Source organism: Gemmatimonadota bacterium (assembly GCA_039715185.1).
Taxonomy (GTDB): Bacteria; Gemmatimonadota; Gemmatimonadetes; order Longimicrobiales; family RSA9; genus DATHRK01.
In genome coordinates this window covers 1-14,523 of the sequence record JBDLIA010000082.1, presented here as the reverse complement: position 1 = coordinate 14,523, position 14,523 = coordinate 1, and the positions used below count along the sequence as shown (strand labels likewise).

The 14,523-nt window shown below is 70.2% G+C and carries 15 protein-coding genes, 1 tRNA gene and 1 other RNA gene; 4 read left to right on the top strand and 13 right to left on the bottom strand.

Annotation, left to right across the window (positions count from 1 at the left end; genetic code table 11):
- Both ABFS34_13060 and ABFS34_13055 read right to left on the bottom strand, forming a co-directional pair.
- Positions 1–1,980 (bottom strand): hypothetical protein (locus tag ABFS34_13060; protein ID MEN8376369.1); only part of this gene is annotated, 1,980 nt, incomplete at its 3' end.
- The gene (locus tag ABFS34_13055; protein ID MEN8376368.1) at positions 1,981–2,499 is read right to left on the bottom strand and encodes a thioesterase family protein; all 519 of its coding nucleotides are present in this window, start codon (positions 2,497–2,499) and stop codon (positions 1,981–1,983) included.
- Positions 2,500–2,658: 159 nt separating this feature from the next.
- On the opposite strand from ABFS34_13055, the gene ABFS34_13050 reads away from it, so the two are divergent.
- The gene (locus ABFS34_13050) at positions 2,659–3,390 is read left to right on the top strand and encodes a UDP-2,3-diacylglucosamine diphosphatase (protein ID MEN8376367.1); all 732 of its coding nucleotides are present in this window, start codon (positions 2,659–2,661) and stop codon (positions 3,388–3,390) included.
- On the opposite strand, the gene murI is transcribed toward ABFS34_13050, so the two are convergent.
- The 9 genes from murI to ABFS34_13005 form a co-directional block, all read right to left on the bottom strand.
- Positions 3,387–4,211, bottom strand: a complete 825-nt coding sequence (gene murI / locus ABFS34_13045) for a glutamate racemase (GenBank protein MEN8376366.1) — start codon at positions 4,209–4,211, stop codon at positions 3,387–3,389. The genes ABFS34_13050 and murI overlap by 4 nt on opposite strands.
- On the bottom strand, positions 4,208–4,888 hold the full coding sequence (locus tag ABFS34_13040; protein MEN8376365.1) for a DUF5683 domain-containing protein: 681 nt from the start codon (positions 4,886–4,888) through the stop codon (positions 4,208–4,210). Before ABFS34_13040 ends, murI begins: the two co-directional genes overlap by 4 nt.
- On the bottom strand, positions 4,885–5,832 hold the full coding sequence (locus ABFS34_13035; GenBank protein MEN8376364.1) for a diacylglycerol kinase family protein: 948 nt from the start codon (positions 5,830–5,832) through the stop codon (positions 4,885–4,887). Before ABFS34_13035 ends, ABFS34_13040 begins: the two co-directional genes overlap by 4 nt.
- Positions 5,829–6,497 (bottom strand): regulatory protein RecX, encoded by a 669-nt coding sequence (locus tag ABFS34_13030; protein ID MEN8376363.1) that lies wholly within the window; start codon positions 6,495–6,497, stop codon positions 5,829–5,831. The genes ABFS34_13035 and ABFS34_13030 overlap by 4 nt, the downstream gene beginning before the upstream one ends.
- 33 nt (positions 6,498–6,530) lie before the next feature.
- Positions 6,531–6,627: transfer RNA gene (locus tag ABFS34_13025), tRNA-Sec, on the bottom strand.
- Positions 6,628–6,722: 95 nt separating this feature from the next.
- A complete protein-coding gene (gene ung / locus ABFS34_13020; protein MEN8376362.1) occupies positions 6,723–7,445 on the bottom strand; it encodes a uracil-DNA glycosylase in 723 nt (240 codons plus the stop codon).
- A gap of 3 nt (positions 7,446–7,448) precedes the next feature.
- Complete coding sequence (locus ABFS34_13015; protein ID MEN8376361.1) at positions 7,449–8,012, bottom strand: NifU family protein; 564 nt, start codon at positions 8,010–8,012, stop codon at positions 7,449–7,451.
- Positions 8,013–8,014: 2 nt separating this feature from the next.
- On the bottom strand, positions 8,015–8,401 hold the full coding sequence (locus ABFS34_13010) for a RidA family protein (protein ID MEN8376360.1): 387 nt from the start codon (positions 8,399–8,401) through the stop codon (positions 8,015–8,017).
- Positions 8,398–9,432 carry a PfkB family carbohydrate kinase gene (locus ABFS34_13005; GenBank protein MEN8376359.1) on the bottom strand — a complete coding sequence of 345 codons (1,035 nt, stop codon included), beginning with the start codon at positions 9,430–9,432 and terminating at the stop codon, positions 8,398–8,400. Before ABFS34_13005 ends, ABFS34_13010 begins: the two co-directional genes overlap by 4 nt.
- 83 nt (positions 9,433–9,515) lie before the next feature.
- On the opposite strand from ABFS34_13005, the gene ABFS34_13000 reads away from it, so the two are divergent.
- The 3 genes from ABFS34_13000 to ABFS34_12990 are packed head-to-tail and all read left to right on the top strand — an operon-like array spanning position 9,516 to position 12,200.
- A complete protein-coding gene (locus tag ABFS34_13000; protein ID MEN8376358.1) occupies positions 9,516–10,373 on the top strand; it encodes an ABC transporter permease in 858 nt (285 codons plus the stop codon).
- Complete coding sequence (locus ABFS34_12995; GenBank protein MEN8376357.1) at positions 10,373–11,176, top strand: ATP-binding cassette domain-containing protein; 804 nt, start codon at positions 10,373–10,375, stop codon at positions 11,174–11,176. Before ABFS34_13000 ends, ABFS34_12995 begins: the two co-directional genes overlap by 1 nt.
- A gap of 7 nt (positions 11,177–11,183) precedes the next feature.
- Positions 11,184–12,200, top strand: a complete 1,017-nt coding sequence (locus ABFS34_12990; protein MEN8376356.1) for an MlaD family protein — start codon at positions 11,184–11,186, stop codon at positions 12,198–12,200.
- Between the two features lie 71 nt (positions 12,201–12,271).
- On the opposite strand, the gene ssrA is transcribed toward ABFS34_12990, so the two are convergent.
- Positions 12,272–12,629: a transfer-messenger RNA gene (gene ssrA / locus ABFS34_12985) on the bottom strand.
- A 41-nt stretch (positions 12,630–12,670) separates the two neighbouring features.
- Positions 12,671–14,523: GGDEF domain-containing protein (locus tag ABFS34_12980; protein ID MEN8376355.1), on the bottom strand; the 1,853-nt coding region annotated here is incomplete at its 5' end.

Here is a 14,523-nt window from a genome sequence, read left to right as displayed (position 1 = left end):
CTCGGGCGCATCCGCGTTCGTTTCTCCCGATCGTGCCACGGGCGACGGCTCCGCCGGCCGCGCGGCCGTAGCCGAGTTTTCGGGGGTCGGTGCCGCCAACCGGGTCGCGCGCGCGGCCATGCCGGCGAGCGGAGAGGTCGGCGCCGGCACAGACAGAGCGGCCTCCCTCGGCGCCATGGGCGTCAGCGGCCGGAGCGTCACCGCCGGCTCCTGCGGGGCCGGACCGATCCCTTCACCGAGCGCGACCAGCGGGGCCTCGAGGTCCCGAGGCTCCTCGAGATCGTACCGGTAGATGCGCAGCCGCCCGTTGCTGTAGCCGGAAAAGACCAACCCCTTGTCGTCCGGCAGCCAATGGGGCTCCAGCGCGGCGCCGGCCATGGACGAGAGGCGCGATCCGTCTCCCGCCCGGTCGACCGAGTACAGGTCGAAGATCCCGCCCCGGTCGGAGGAAAAGGCCACCCGGGTGCCGTCGTTGGACCAGCGGGGACCCCGGTCGATCCATGGGCCGTAGGTGAGGTAGCGGATGTCCGCGGACTCCACGTCGTATATGAAAAGGTTCCGCGACCCCTCCCGTCCGTAGGAGGTCCGGTCGGACACGAACACTATTTCGCCACCGTCGGGCGACCAGTCCGGATCCTCGTCCATGTACCGGTCGTCGGTGATCGCCTTTCGTTCGTGCGTCTCGAAGTCGATCACGAACAGATCCGAATAGCCCGACGTGCTGAGCCCCTCGAAGACGACGCTGCGGCCCTCGGGGTCCCACGCGGGAGACTTGATTCCCACCAGATCGGGCCACTGGTAGCGGCCCACGACCTTGCGCCGCTCGAGGTCGTAAAGGACAAGCGCGTCCCGCTCGAGATACCGCGACGCCATCGCCACGACGCCATCGCCGTTGACGTCGATTCTGGAGTCGCGCTCGTGCAGCGATTCGAACTCCGCGCTTCTCTCGCCCTCAAGAACGGTGCGTACGCCCTTCTCTCCGCGCCGCAACTCCGTCATGTAGAGGTTGGTGTAGCCGGTGCGGGGCGAGAAGAACAGCAACTGGGCGACCGAGTCCTCGCGTGGCACCCAGATGGTGGGCATGTAGTTGGCTCCCCCCGTGATGACTGGCTTGGCCGCCACCTCCAGGGGAGCTCGATCCGCGTACAACGGAAAGTGCCTCTGCTCCAGATCGTACTTCCATTCCCGGCTCAGAACCTCCAGGTCCACCGCCAGGATCGACTCCAACGCCGCATCGAACGACGCGTATTTCCAGAACTCCTCGTATACGCGGACGATGTAGTCCTCGCCGAAGCGCTCGGTGATGTACTTGTGGAGCTCGGCGCCCAGCGGATAGGAGGCGAAGGAGAAGCTCGCCGTGAACTGGGGGATGGTCGGCATGCGGCCGTTGAGCACCAGGTCGCGAATGAAGAGGTCGTCCTGCGTGGTCTGTTCCCCCGACCAGAATTCCCCCAGACCCTCCGTGAACCAGTGGATCCGCTGCGGGGATGCCTTGCGGATGCGCGGATGGAGCTTCTGCGTCTCCTCGATCTTGGATAGCTGGAACGCGTGCACCAACTCGTGGCGCAAGGTCTTACGGAACTGGTCGTAGTCTCCCCGGAAAGGCAGCGCCACCCTGCGCTTCAGGTACTCCGTGAAGCCGAGCACACCCTCGGGAATGAACCCTGGGAAAATGTTGGTCTGTTCGAAGTGCTGGTCCGAGGCGTAGACGATCAGAGGCATGCGGCGAAAAGGATGGTGCTGGAACTTGCGCGTGAGAGAGTCGAACGACTCCTCCGCGTACGCCAGCGTCAGCCGCGCGATCTCCTCCTCCTCCGGGTAGTAGTAAACGTCGACGTGTTCGCCGGCGAGCACCTGCCAGTCGAATTCGACGTACTGAATCTTGTTTTTTCCGAAGGGAACCGTCTGAGCGTCGAGCGTGGCGGCGAACCCGAGCGTTGCGGTTGCGACGAGGGCGAGGGCGAGAAACCGTCGGTTCATTCAACTCCGTCCCTGCTGGCCGGCCTGGCGACCGGCGAAACCTTCATCGAGCGCATCCACCCCCTCGGCGAGCCGCGCGAGCGCGTCGCGAAGCTCCCCCGGGAGCGTGCGGGGTTGCCCCTCCGAGTCCAGCGCGACCAGCGTCGTGCTCGCCCGCGCCAGCAATCCAATGGGCGGCTCCGCGGATGACAACTCGTAATCGAAAGTAATCATCCGGGACCGCACCCGCCCCACCCGCGTTTCGACCCTGACCAGGTCGTCGTAGCGAGCGGGAGCCACATAGCGAACCTTCGCGTCCACCACGGCGAGCCGGAGTCCGTCCCGCTCCAGAGCGGAATAGCTGCGGCCCAGCGCACGCAGAAGGTCCGTCCTGCCAACCTCACACCACACGAGGTAGTGCGTGTGGTACACCACACCCATCTGATCCGATTCCGCGTAGCGCACTCGCACGTGGGTCACGTGACCGGCCGCGTCAGGAGCGTGCGAGCCGAGGCTGGCGGCGAATCCTTGGACACCCATGGGTCGTTAGCAGAACGGGAAGACAGCTGGATCCGTGACAGAGCTCCGGTGCCGCGCGGAGCGCACGTCTAGCAGACACCGACGCGCAAACACTGTCAAGCCTCCACCACTCTGCCTGGCGCTGTCCGGGACCCTGCACGCCCCCTACATTCGCCGCCCATGCCGGCCGACTTCATTGCCTCCGACGTGCACCTGGGCGCCGTTCCGCGCGAGACCGAAGCGCGCTTCCTTCGCTTTCTGAAATACGTTGGCCGGGAGGGCAGTTCGCTCCTCTTGAACGGCGATCTGTTCGACTTCTGGTTCGAATACGGCCCGGTCGTGCCCGGCCGCTACTTCAGGGTTCTCACCGCATTGGCGGAGTTGGTGGACGCGGGCGTCGCTGTGACGTTCGTCGGGGGCAATCACGACGCCTGGGGTGGCGATTTCTTGCGCCGGGAAGTCGGACTCGAGGTGCTGCAGGGACCCGTCGTGCTGGACCTCGCGGGTCGCCCCGCTCTCGTCGCCCACGGCGACGGACTGGGCAGCGGCGACTTGGGGTACAGGGCGATGAAGGCCGTGATCCGCAGCCGCCCGGCCATCTGGGCTTTTCGCAGTCTGCCGCCCGGCCTCGGCGTGCGGCTCGCCGAGGCCGTTTCCCGAACCGAGCACCGGCGCCCACCCGACGCTGACGTCACCAGCGCGCGCTCGGACGCGTTGCTCGCGTGGGCCCGGGACCGTCTCACCGAGGACTCGAGCCTGGGGTGGGTGGTGTGCGGACACACGCACGCCCCCCGCGTCGAAGAGGTCCAGCCCGGCCGATGGTACCTGAACGCCGGCGACTGGTTGAGCAACGACAGCTTCATCCGCCTCGTGGACGGCGTGCCGCGGCTGGAGCGCTGGCGCGACGGCTAACCGTCGGCCGCCACCTCGGCACCGAGTAGCACCGCGCGGTCGATCGGCGCACCCACGAAGCGGCTTCCTACTTCCCGAAAGCGCCCCGGCGAATCGCTGACGATGTACTCGTACGCCGGCGGCGTCGAATCGGCGCGCAGCAGGCCGGCGGACGCGAGGACTGCCTCGATCGCCGCCGCGGTCTCGGCGCCGGAGTCCACGAGCTGAACGCCCGGCCCCAGCGCGTCGGCTATGAGCGGCCGCAGGATCGGGTAGTGCGTGCAGCCCAGGATGGCCACGTCCACGTTCAGGTCGCGGACGGGTTGCAGATAGTGAAGGGCGATGAGCCTGGCCGCCTCGTGATCCGCCATCCCCTCCTCCGCCAACGGCACGAACAGCGGACAGGGCTGCGCGAACACCCGGGCGTCGGGCAGCAACTCGCGGATGCGCCGGTCGTAGACCCCCGAAGCGATGGTACCGGTCGTGCCCAGGACCCCTACCCGCGCCGTCCGTGTGGACCGTGCCGCCGCCCGCGCTCCGGGGTCGACGACGCCCACGACCGGGACCGATAGTTCCGCGGCGAGCGCCTCCTCCGCGTGTGCCGTGGCGGTGTTGCACGCCACCACCAGCGTCTTTACCCCGCGCTGGAGCAGGAGCGCCGCCGCCTCGCGCGCGTATCGCCGGATAGTTTCCGGCGACTTGGGGCCGTATGGGACCCGGGCCGTGTCTCCGAAGTAGATCACGGACTCGTTGGGAAGCCGACGCACGAGTTCCCGCACCACCGTGAGCCCGCCGATGCCCGAATCGAACACGCCGATCGGGCGGTCCGCGGTCTCGCTCATCTTCGTCGACCGAGGGGCACGGTTACGCCGAGCCGGAGCCTCGATTCCCCCGCCTCGCGCACGGGCTCCACGTCGATCTGCGCCGGGAAGTCCGCGAGATGGGCGGCCACGAAGGCGTCGATGCCGTTGGCCAGTATCCAGAAGCCGCTCCACACCAGCCAGTCCTCCCGGTGCTGCCGGCGCGCCTCGGACAGGCGCGTGAGCCTGCTAGCCTCGGGGTCCGCCTCCGCCAGCACGTCGAGGGTGTCGGGAACCTCCTCCAAGACGCGCGCGAGGATGGTGTCGCTCAGGGCGAGATCGACGATGGAGTCGCGCGCCGCGTCCACCGCCAGGTCGCGCCGCTCGCGCACGTCGTCGAGCCGGTTGAAGGTCTTCACCACCATGAAGGTGTTGACCCCGTGAACGGCCATGTACACGAAGCCGCGGCCGTGCGAGCCCACGTTGAGCTGGCCCCACCCGGGCAGAAGGAGCGAACGAACCAGCGCCCCAGCCGGGCTCGGGCCGCCCAGACCCGGCGTCAGCGTATCGGGCGCCTGGGTCACGGGCCTGCGCGGGCCCGCGGCGGCGCTGTCCTGTGGCGCGACGCTGTCGGCGGGCACCTGCCCCGCTAGCGGCGCCGCGGCGAGAAGCGCGAAGGCCCACGTCCCGACGGTAGCGCGGCGGCGCACCCCGCTCACCCCTGCTCCCGAGGCGGGGCGAAAACGCGCAGGGCGCCGGGTAGCACCCGGACGCTCAGCTCGCGGGCCCCGGCCGGCTCCCGCAGCTCGCCGTCCAGTTGAAAGAACAGATCCTCATCTCCCGCCGCCGTGATCCTCACAGTTTTCGCTCGGTGCAGCGAAACGCGTTCCATTTCCGTGTGCGTGCCGCGCATGATCCGCGGCATGATGCGAGCGATGCCCAACAGGCCTACCTCCTCCACCACGCAAACGTCCAGCAATCCGTCGTCGGGCCTGGCCCGGGGGCACACGTGGAAGCCGCCGCCGATGCAGCGCCCGTTCGCGACCGCGATGATCATCACGCGGCGCTCGAGCGCGTCGCCATCGAGTTCGATGGTGAGCGGCACCGCTCGATACTTGCCGAGCGCGCGGACCAGCGCCACGACATAGGACGCGACTCCCGGCATGCGCGGCAGCTTCTCCAGTTGGCGTACGACTTCCACGTCGATGCCCGTGCCGACCGCGTTGACGAACGTCTCTTCCCCGCCGGCCCAGCGCGCCGAGCCGATGTCGAACGGCCGCGCCTCACCCGCCGCGATGGCGTCCAGGGCCGCGCGGATGTCCCGGTCGATCCCCAGCGCCTTCACGAAGTCGTTCCCCGTGCCGGCCGGCACCACGCCCAGGGCCGGGCGGCCGTCGGCCGATGTCCCCGCGCGCATCAGGCCCTCGGCCACCTCGTGCACGGTTCCGTCGCCCCCCAGCGCGATGACGGCCGCGAAGCCTTCCCGCGCGGCGGCCAGCGCCATGTCCGTGGCCACGCCCGGGCCCGTGGTTTCGCGCAGCACGACTTCAACGCCCCGGCAGCGAAGCGCTTCGGCCGCGTCCTCGGCCACACGACCCGCCCGGCCACCGGCCGCCTGCGGGTTCACGATCAACTGGAACCGCTCGGCCTCTCCAGAGATCACGGCGCGCGCTCCAGCAGCCGCGCCACCTGGGCGTGCGCAACGTCGCCGGGAAAACCCCTGCGCTGTAGCCAGGCCCGGGCCCGGCGATACAACCGCTCGGCCGCCTCCCGGTCTCCTGCCCTGGCGCTCTCCAGCTCTGCGGCGGGCTGCCGGGCCAGCCAGCGCTCGGTCGCCCGTTCTGCCAAACCCGCCTCCCCGATCCCCTCATCCCGTAGTACGCGGCCCACCGCCGCCTCGGCGATCGCTTCGTCCACCAGCCGCCGGCGCAGCTCGAGCACGAGCGCGCGTCTGCCCCTGGGGCGATGCGCGATGCGGGCTCGCACGTAGCTCTCGGCGTAGGCGGCGTCGTTCAGGAGACCGGCAGCTTCGAGGTCATCGGCTATCGAAACCGCGCACACCGGGTCGTGTCCTCGGCGTTCCAGTCCCCGCATCAACTCGCCACGCGAGCGGGCTCGATGGTCGAGCAGGCGCAGGGCCGCCTCCCGGGCGCGCACATTGGCGTCGTGCCCGAGCCAGCGGTCCACTTCGGCCGTGGCGTAGTCCTGGCCGGCCCGAGGAGCCGCCTCGCGCATGGTGGCCGCTACCAGGGCGATCACCGAGTCATCATCGAAGCGAAGACGCGCCCGCGTCCGTCGCTTGTTCCACTCCACTTCCGCGAGTCGCACTTCCCTCCCCTCGTGACGCGGCCGCCCGGCCCGTGGCGGGGGCGTGTGGGAATCGAACCCACCCGGCGGGGGTTCAGCCCGCCACACGCGTTTTGAAGACGCGGAGGGCCACCAGACCCCATCCGCCCCCGTGACCCCAAGGTGCCCCCAGCGGCCCATTCTGCGGTCCCGGACGTGCGCCGGCCAGCCCCAGGGCGCCGCGATCTCCCCACTGCTCCGCGCCTGCTAGCGGCTGGAGAGCAGGGGGCGAGCTTCGCCGGGCCGCGAGGCCACCAGCGACCAGTCGACCGCGGGCCGACCAAGCGCCGCCAGGGCCTCGTTCGCCCTCGAGAAACAGGCGCTGCCCAGGAAACCCCGGTGCGCCGACAGGGGCGACGGGTGGCTCGTTTCGAGGAGCACGTGGCGCGTCCCCGCCAGCGGGCCCGCCCGGGCGCGTGCGCGCTTGCCCCATAGCAGGAACACGGCGGGCTGATCCGCCTCCGCGACGGCCCGGATGACCGCGTCCGTGAACAGCTCCCAGCCCCAGCCCGCGTGTCCGCCGGCCCGGCCCTCCGGCACGGTCAGCACGGCGTTGAGCAGCAATACGCCGCGCGCGGCCCAGGGCGTCAAATCGCCTTGCTCCGGCGGACCCACGCCCAGGTCCCTGCGCAACTCCGCGTAGATGTTCTTCAGGGACGGCGGCGGCGCCACCCCAGGATTGACCGAGAATGCCAGCCCGTTCGCCTGTCCCGGGCGGTGGTAGGGATCCTGGCCGAGGATCACCACGCGGACGGAGGCGCTCGGGGTCAGCTTCAATGCTCGAAATATGTCCACTGAGGCAGGAAAGAACCGTTCCTGGGCGCGCGCGAGTCGCCGCTCCAGGGACCGGAAGTACGGCTCGCCGGTCTCGCGGAACAGGCGCGGCCAGCCGGCCGGGATAGGCGGCAGACGCCCGGCCGCGCCCTTCAAGCTTCAGGCCGTGTAGAAAGGATTGTCGCCGCTGGTGTGATCGGTGACGTCGTGAACCCCCAGGATCTCAGGCACGGCCTCCCGGATCATGCGCTCCACCCCGCGCCGGAGCGTCATCTGGGACAGCGTGCAGCCCTGACACCCGCCCGACATTTCTATGAGCGCGACGTCATCCCGAACCTCGTGCAGCGTGATCTTGCCGCCGTGAGCGGCGACGCCGGGGTTGACCCGCTCGTCGATCACGCGTTGTACGCGCTCGGCGAGGGTGCCGGCTCCGGCGACGCCCGCCGCAGCGGTTCGGCGGACCTGGAATCCGGACGCCTCCTGCCCGTCGACGAAGTCCACGGTCAGCGCCGCGCCGCTATCCTCGCCGAGCAGGACGGAGATGCCCTCGGCGTCCACCAGGCGATCCGATTCGGTACGAGAGGCGAGGTCCACTATGGCCAGGTCGTAGTCGGGGGCCAGTGGGCTGCCGCCGGCGTGCGAGAGCCTCAGGCACGCGTCGTCGTCGAGCTGATCGATGAGCAGGGTGAGCCGCGCGCGCGCTCTGTCAGTAAGCGTGATCATTATCAGCCCCTCCGGGCCACGGCTTCGATCTCTACGAGCGCGCCCTTGGGAAGAGCGGCCGCCTCTAGCGCAGAGCGAGCCGGCCGGTGGACACCGAAATGCCGCGCGTACACCTCGTTCATGGCTGCGAAATCCCCCATGTCGGCCAGGAACACCGTCGTCTTCACGACGCGATCCATGGACGACCCGCCCGCGGCGAGTACCCCGGCCAGGTTCCGCAACGCCCGTTCCGTCTGCTCGGAGATGTCCGCGCCCACCATCTCCATGGTGCCGGGATCGAGGGGAATCTGTCCGGCGGTATATAGGAAATCCCCCGCGATGATGCCCTGACTGTACGGGCCGATCGCGGCGGGAGCATCGTTCGTCTCAACACGTCCAAGTCCGCTCATATGTTGTCCTCGGGGAATTCCTCGCCGGGCGCGGTGGACGCCGCTCGGGCTCCTCTGTCGGCGGCGCGCGCGATCTCCCGCGCGCTGACCGTGGCTACCCCCGACTTCCCCACCTGGACGCCGGCGGCCTGGTTCGCCAAGGTCGCCGCCTCGCGTACCCCGAAGCCGGCCCCGAGGGCCGTGGCCAGGACCGCGGTCACCGTGTCGCCCGCGCCGGATACGTCGAACACGGAGCGAGCCACCGTGGGGATCTCCTGCACGTCGCCGCCTGCCTCGACGAAGACCATGCCGTCCTCGCCCAGCGTGATGACCAGCGCGTCGCACTCCAGGCGCCGTAGGACGCCCGCGAGCCAGCCCGCGTCGGACGCCCGCACCGGCTCCCGAAGCGCCGCCTCCAGCTCGGATCGATTGGGTTTGAACACGGTGGCTCCGGCGTAGGCGAAGAAGCCGCGCGCCTTCGGATCCACCACCACCGGTATCGACCGCGCGCGGGCGAACGATAGCGCGGCCGCGACGACGGCTCCGGTCATGACGCCCTTGTCGTAGTCCTCGATCGCGACCGCGTGGACCGGGCCGGCGGTGCGCTCGAGCGCGTCGATCACCGCGCCGGCCGCCGCGGGCGTCAACTCGTCGTGGGTTTCGCGGTCGTAGCGCGCCACTTGCTGGCCCCGGACAAGGACCCTCGTCTTGACGCTCGTGGGGCGGTCCGAAGAGCGCTCCACGCCGCCCGCCTCGACTCCGGCGCGCGCCAACTCCTCCAGGAGGGCGTCCCCCTCGGCGTCTCGGCCCACGCACGCTACCAACGCGCACGCGGCGCCCAGCGCCTTGACGTTGGCCGCCACGTTGGCCGCGCCTCCGAGCGCCCTACGCTCTCCCTCGACGCGCACGACCGGGACCGGCGCCTCGGGGGAGATGCGCGACGCGCTGCCGTCCAGATAGACATCCAGCATCGCGTCGCCCACCACGAGTACCCGCACCTCGGGGGCGCGGCGTTCGAAGTCTCTTACCAGATCGCTCGGGGGGTGCGGCATCTAGGGGCTCGCCGGTATACTTGCGGCCGCCCTTCGGCGCCGCGCGGATGTACGCGGCGCCAAGCTACTTTCGACCGCGCGCCGTGGCAAAACATACCGAACCCACCGATCCCCGCACGCCCGACGGCATGATCGCGGACGCCGTAGACGGGATCTTGTTCGGCATAGCTCGTGGCGTACAGCGATACGCCATTCTCGGGGCAAGAGCTCTGCGTTTCATGTTCGCGCGCCCGTTCTACGCGCGAGACGTCATCATCCAGATGGACAAGATCGGCTTCGGGTCGCTGCCCATCGTCACCCTCACCGGGCTCTTCACGGGCATGGTGCTGGCCCTGCAGAGCTCCGTCGAGCTGGCCCGCTTCGGCGCGGACGTGTTCCTGGGCAACCTCGTCGGGGCCTCCATGATCCGCGAGCTGGGACCCGTCCTCGCCTCGCTCATGGTGGCGAGCCGCGCGGGCTCCGGCATCGCGGCGGAAATCGGGTCCATGCGGGTGACCGAGCAGATCGACGCGTTGCGCTCATTCGGCACCGATCCGATCAAGAAGCTCGTGACCCCCAGGCTGCTGGCGGCGCTGGTGGTCATGCCGCTGCTGGCGATCGTGTGCGACGCGGTCGGCATCTTCGGCGGCATGCTCGTGGCCGTGTTCTCCATCGGAGTGCCGCCGGACGCCTACCTGCGAGGCGTCTGGTCCACGCTGGCGGAGTCCGGCTTCGTGATGTTCATCGTGCCGCGCGACTTCGTGGGCGGGCTCCTCAAGCCGCTCGTGTTCGGCGGGATCATCGCGCTCACCGGCTGCTTCTACGGCCTGTACACGACCGGCGGCACCGAGGGCGTTGGGCGCGCCACGACCAGGGCCGTCGTAACCGCATCCGTGCTGATCCTGGCGGTCGATTACCTCCTTACGCAGACCCTGCTCGCGGTCCTGCCGCCGCTCGGCTGATGGCCACACGAGCCGACCACGTTCAGGCGATCCGCGACGAGCTCGAGCGCGATCCCGAGTCCGGCGACGGCGACGCGGAGGAGGTGATCCGCCTCGATGACGTGCACCTCACCTTCGACCGACCGGTGCTGGACGGCATCAGCCTGAACGCGCGCCGAGGAGAGACCCTTCTGGTGCTGGGGGAGTCGGGCACCGGCAAGTCCACGATCCTGAAGCTCATCCTCCGTCAGTTGCTCCCTGACCGAGGTCGTATCTCCGTATTTGGCAAAGAGATTACCGATCTGAGCTTTGAAGAAGCCTTAGATCTTCGGAGACGCATCGGCATGGTCTTCCAGCACGCGGCTCTGTTCGACTCGATGTCGGTCTACGAGAACGTCGCCTATCCTCTCAGGGAGAACACCGATCTGGACGAGGAGCGGATCGTCGAGACCGTGCGCCAGCGGCTCGATTTCGTGGACCTGGACCCCGATCAGGTCATGGCCCAGTTGCCCAGCGCGCTGTCCGGTGGCATGCAGAGGCGGGTCGGCATCGCCCGGGCCATCGCGACCGACCCCGAGCTGGTCCTGTACGACGAACCCGTGTCCGGGCTCGACCCGCTCACCGTGGGGACGATCAACAAGCTGATTCGAAAGCTGCAGCGCGAGTTGGGAGTCACCTCGATCCTGGTCAGCCACGACATCCGGGCGGGATTCAGGGTGGCGTCGCGGGTGAACCTGCTGCGCGACGGTCGCATCGCCTTCCGGGGCTCGCCCGAAGAGATGGTCGCCGCGGACGATCCCTACATCAACGCGTTCCTGAGCTGAGCACGCCATGACCTCACGTTACGTAGGGCGGGAAGGTTACAGAGCACGCCAGTTCAGGGTGCTGCTGCTGGTGGCGCTAGCGCTTGCCATCTTCGGCTGGGCGGTCTACAGGGTGGGCACACTGTTCGACGTATTCACGCCCCGCTACGAGCTGGCCACGCAGGTGCCGACCGCGGCGGGCCTGCGCGAGGGCGCTCCGGTCACGGTCGCCGGACAACAGGCGGGCCAGGTCACCGGTATCCACTTCATCGCTCTGGAGGAAGTTCAGGACACCAACCACATCCGCATCGTCATGGAGCTATCGCGCGACGTGGCGGACCAGGTGCGCGTCGACTCACGGGCGCAAATCAGGGCCGCCGGCCTGCTCGGGGACAAGTTCGTCGACATCACGCCGGGCACGCCGACCGCAGCCGTGGTGGAGGACGGTGGCGAGATCGCGGCCGCGTCGTCGGTGGACCTGGACCTGGTGCTGGACCGGGCGGTGGCCATGCTGGACAGCACCCAGGTCTTCGTCAACGAGCTGGGTGATGTGGCGGGTAGCCTGGCGCGCGGCGAGGGAACCCTGGGGCAGCTGCTCGTCGACGACGCGCTGTACGATCGCTTCGCCGCCGCGTCGGGCCAGCTCACTTCCCTCCTCCTCACGCTCACGAGAGAGGACGGGACGCTCGGCCGCCTCATCCACGACCCGGTGATCTACGAACGCCTGTCGGCCACCCTGGGGCGGCTCGACAGCTTGAGCGCCAGGGCGGAAGCGGGCGAGGGGTCGCTCGGACGACTGCTCGCCAGCGACTCTCTCTACCTGGGCCTGCTGGAGAGCGCCCGCGCGGCGGACTCCGCGTTGGGGTCGCTGACCGCCGTGTTGAGCCGCATACAGTCCGGGGAAGGCACGCTCGGACGCATGGCCGAGGATCCCAGGTTGTACGACGAGCTGCTGAAAACCATCACCGACCTGCAGACGGTCATCGCCGCGATTCGCGCCGACCCGAGCAGCATAAGCCCCGACGTCACGGTCGACCTCTTCTGAGGAATCCGTCTCGGGGCACTCGAAAGAAAGCGACCCCCCGGGCCGAATCGGCTCGAGGGGCCATGCTCCGGTAGTGGACCGCGGGGGAGTCGAACCCCCGTCCGCGAAGCGTTCCGAAGACGCGTCTACGTGCGTAGACCGCTGTTTGGTTTCTCGCCCTTCCCGCGGACAGCGGACAACCTCGGGTCGAGCCAGCCACTAAGTCTCGCCGCTGGCGGCGTGGCGACGCCTACGGCTCAGCCCGATTTATCGTTGCCCCGTCGGCTACCTCGGGCCGGGTCGACCGCGGGACAGGCTGGTAAGCTTACTTACGCAGCCAGCGCCAGGTTATCGTTGGCACTTGTGAAGTGTTCCCGTGTTTTTAGCGAGGACCGGGCCCTCGGCACGCAGCGCCTCCCTCACACAACACGTCGAAGCCATGTGCGGCCCGTGTGTCGGTGCCCGGCGACCGTCGCCGGGACTCGATCCGCCTACCCCGCGCCGGGTTCCGGGATCCGCGCCGTTGCGGCGACGGCCACTCGATCGCGCCCTCCGCGCTCCGCCGCACGCAGGGCCTCCTGCGCGGCTTCCTCGAGGAGCTCCGCCCCCTCTACGCACTCGGGGCAGGCTGACACGCCGACCGAGACCCGCAGCGCGATGGCGACGGCGTCGTGACGCAGGTCCACCGCGGCAACCGCCGTGCGAATCCGCTCGGCCACCTCCGCGGCTTCGCGCGCCCCTGTCTCCGGCAGCAGCACGCCGAACTCCGCGCCGCCCAGGCGGGCCACGGTGTCGGCCCCGCGCACGGCGCCCACGGTCGCCTCGGCGACGCGGCGCAGCGCCTGGCTCCCCACTTCGTGGCCGAAGCGGTCGCTCACCGTCTTGAAGTGGTCCAGGCCCGCCAGGATCAAGGACAACGGCCTGCGATAGCGGTCGTAGCGCGCCACTTCCACGCTCAAGCGGTTCTCGAACGCCCTTCGATTGAGGATGCCGGTGAGCTCGTCGAACTCGGCCTCGGCCTGTAGCGCGCCGTAGCGTTCGGCCTGCCGCAACTGCGCCGCCGCTATGCCCGACACCCCTTCGAGCCAGCGCAGCCCTTCCTCTCGCAGGCCCCCGGCTTCGCGCGCCCACACCGCCAGCACGGCCACCGGGCCGCTGCCCGGCTCGGCGAGCGGGAACACCACCAGGTCCCTCCAGGGCGCCGCCCACCGCTCCCCCGGGCCGGCCACCGGCGGGCCGTCCCCGCGACCACCCCGGGCGCGCCTCAGCGGCGCTCCGGAGCGCGCGGCGATTGCCATCTGCGACTCCGGCGCGAGGATCGCGTCCCCCGGCTCTGGGCCACCCAGGCCGCCCGCCTGCCCCAGCACGGTGCCTCCATCTCCGCCCCAGGTGGCCAGCGCGGCTCCGTCTCCCACCAGCGACACGGCGGCGTCGCACAATTCCGCCGCGATGTCCGTCGGGTCGACCCTCGTGGCCAGGCGCCGGGTCGCGTCCAGCACGGCGGACGCGTGCCGAACCCTGAGCCCGGCCTCGTCCTCGGCGGCCTCCAGCCTGAGCGCGGCCGCCACCCGCGCGCCGGCGTTCTCCAGCGCCGCCAGGTCGGGCAGCGCGTCGGCGTCGGCGAACTCCAGCGTCAGGGCCGAGGTGAGACCATCCAGCTCGCCCGCGAAAGCGATCCCGGCTGCCTCCGCGTCGGGCGCCCAGCGGGGCGGCCGATCGGCGCGCAGCGCGGCGCGTTCGCGGACCGCCCAGAGCAGCGGATCGCCCTCTACGTTGGCGACCGGGGGTAGGCCTCCGCCGTGCGCCGCGCGGGCCGTAGCCAGCCTCTCGTCCAGGGCCACCGACCACACCACCGCGCGTCCCGCTCGCAGCTCCGCCCGCAGCGTTCGCAGCGTGCGCTCAAGGTCCGCCGTGGCGGCCTGAGGCCGGGGTTCCGCGACGTGCTCGGACGCCGGCGCTCCGCCGGCCTGGGTGGAAGGTTCCAGGGAAGGGGCCGATCCCACGCCGGCGGCCACCGGCGCCTCGGGGGCCTCGCGGCGCGGCGCTTCCATCGGCGCCGGCGGCGGGGCCGCGCGGAGCCCCACGAGCGACCCGGCGGCGACCGCCGCCGCCACGCCCGCCACGAGAGCGGCGGACTGCGCGGCGCCGGCCTGCCCGAAGGCCCAGGCCACCGCGATACCCCCTAGCACCACCGCCGCGGTGGCCCCGATCACGCGTTGCCGGCGCGCCTCCGCCCCGAGCGCGAGCCCCCACGCGCCCAGCAGCACGAGCGCCCCGCTGGCCGCCGCGCCGCCGGCCCAGGTGGCGACCTGGAGGCCGAGAAAGGCCGCGCCGAAGGAAAGCC

Coding starts and splice junctions, on each gene's coding strand:
- murI (MEN8376366.1), bottom strand. CDS start 4,211: ATGAGCGAGACCGCGGACCGCCCGATCGGCGTGTTCGATTCGGGCATC.
- ABFS34_13005 (MEN8376359.1), bottom strand. CDS start 9,432: ATGCCGCACCCCCCGAGCGATCTGGTAAGAGACTTCGAACGCCGCGCC.
- ABFS34_13010 (MEN8376360.1), bottom strand. CDS start 8,401: ATGAGCGGACTTGGACGTGTTGAGACGAACGATGCTCCCGCCGCGATC.
- ABFS34_12995 (MEN8376357.1), top strand. CDS start 10,373: ATGGCCACACGAGCCGACCACGTTCAGGCGATCCGCGACGAGCTCGAG.
- ABFS34_13050 (MEN8376367.1), top strand. CDS start 2,659: ATGCCGGCCGACTTCATTGCCTCCGACGTGCACCTGGGCGCCGTTCCG.
- ABFS34_13015 (MEN8376361.1), bottom strand. CDS start 8,012: ATGATCACGCTTACTGACAGAGCGCGCGCGCGGCTCACCCTGCTCATC.
- ABFS34_13055 (MEN8376368.1), bottom strand. CDS start 2,499: ATGGGTGTCCAAGGATTCGCCGCCAGCCTCGGCTCGCACGCTCCTGAC.
- ABFS34_12990 (MEN8376356.1), top strand. CDS start 11,184: ATGACCTCACGTTACGTAGGGCGGGAAGGTTACAGAGCACGCCAGTTC.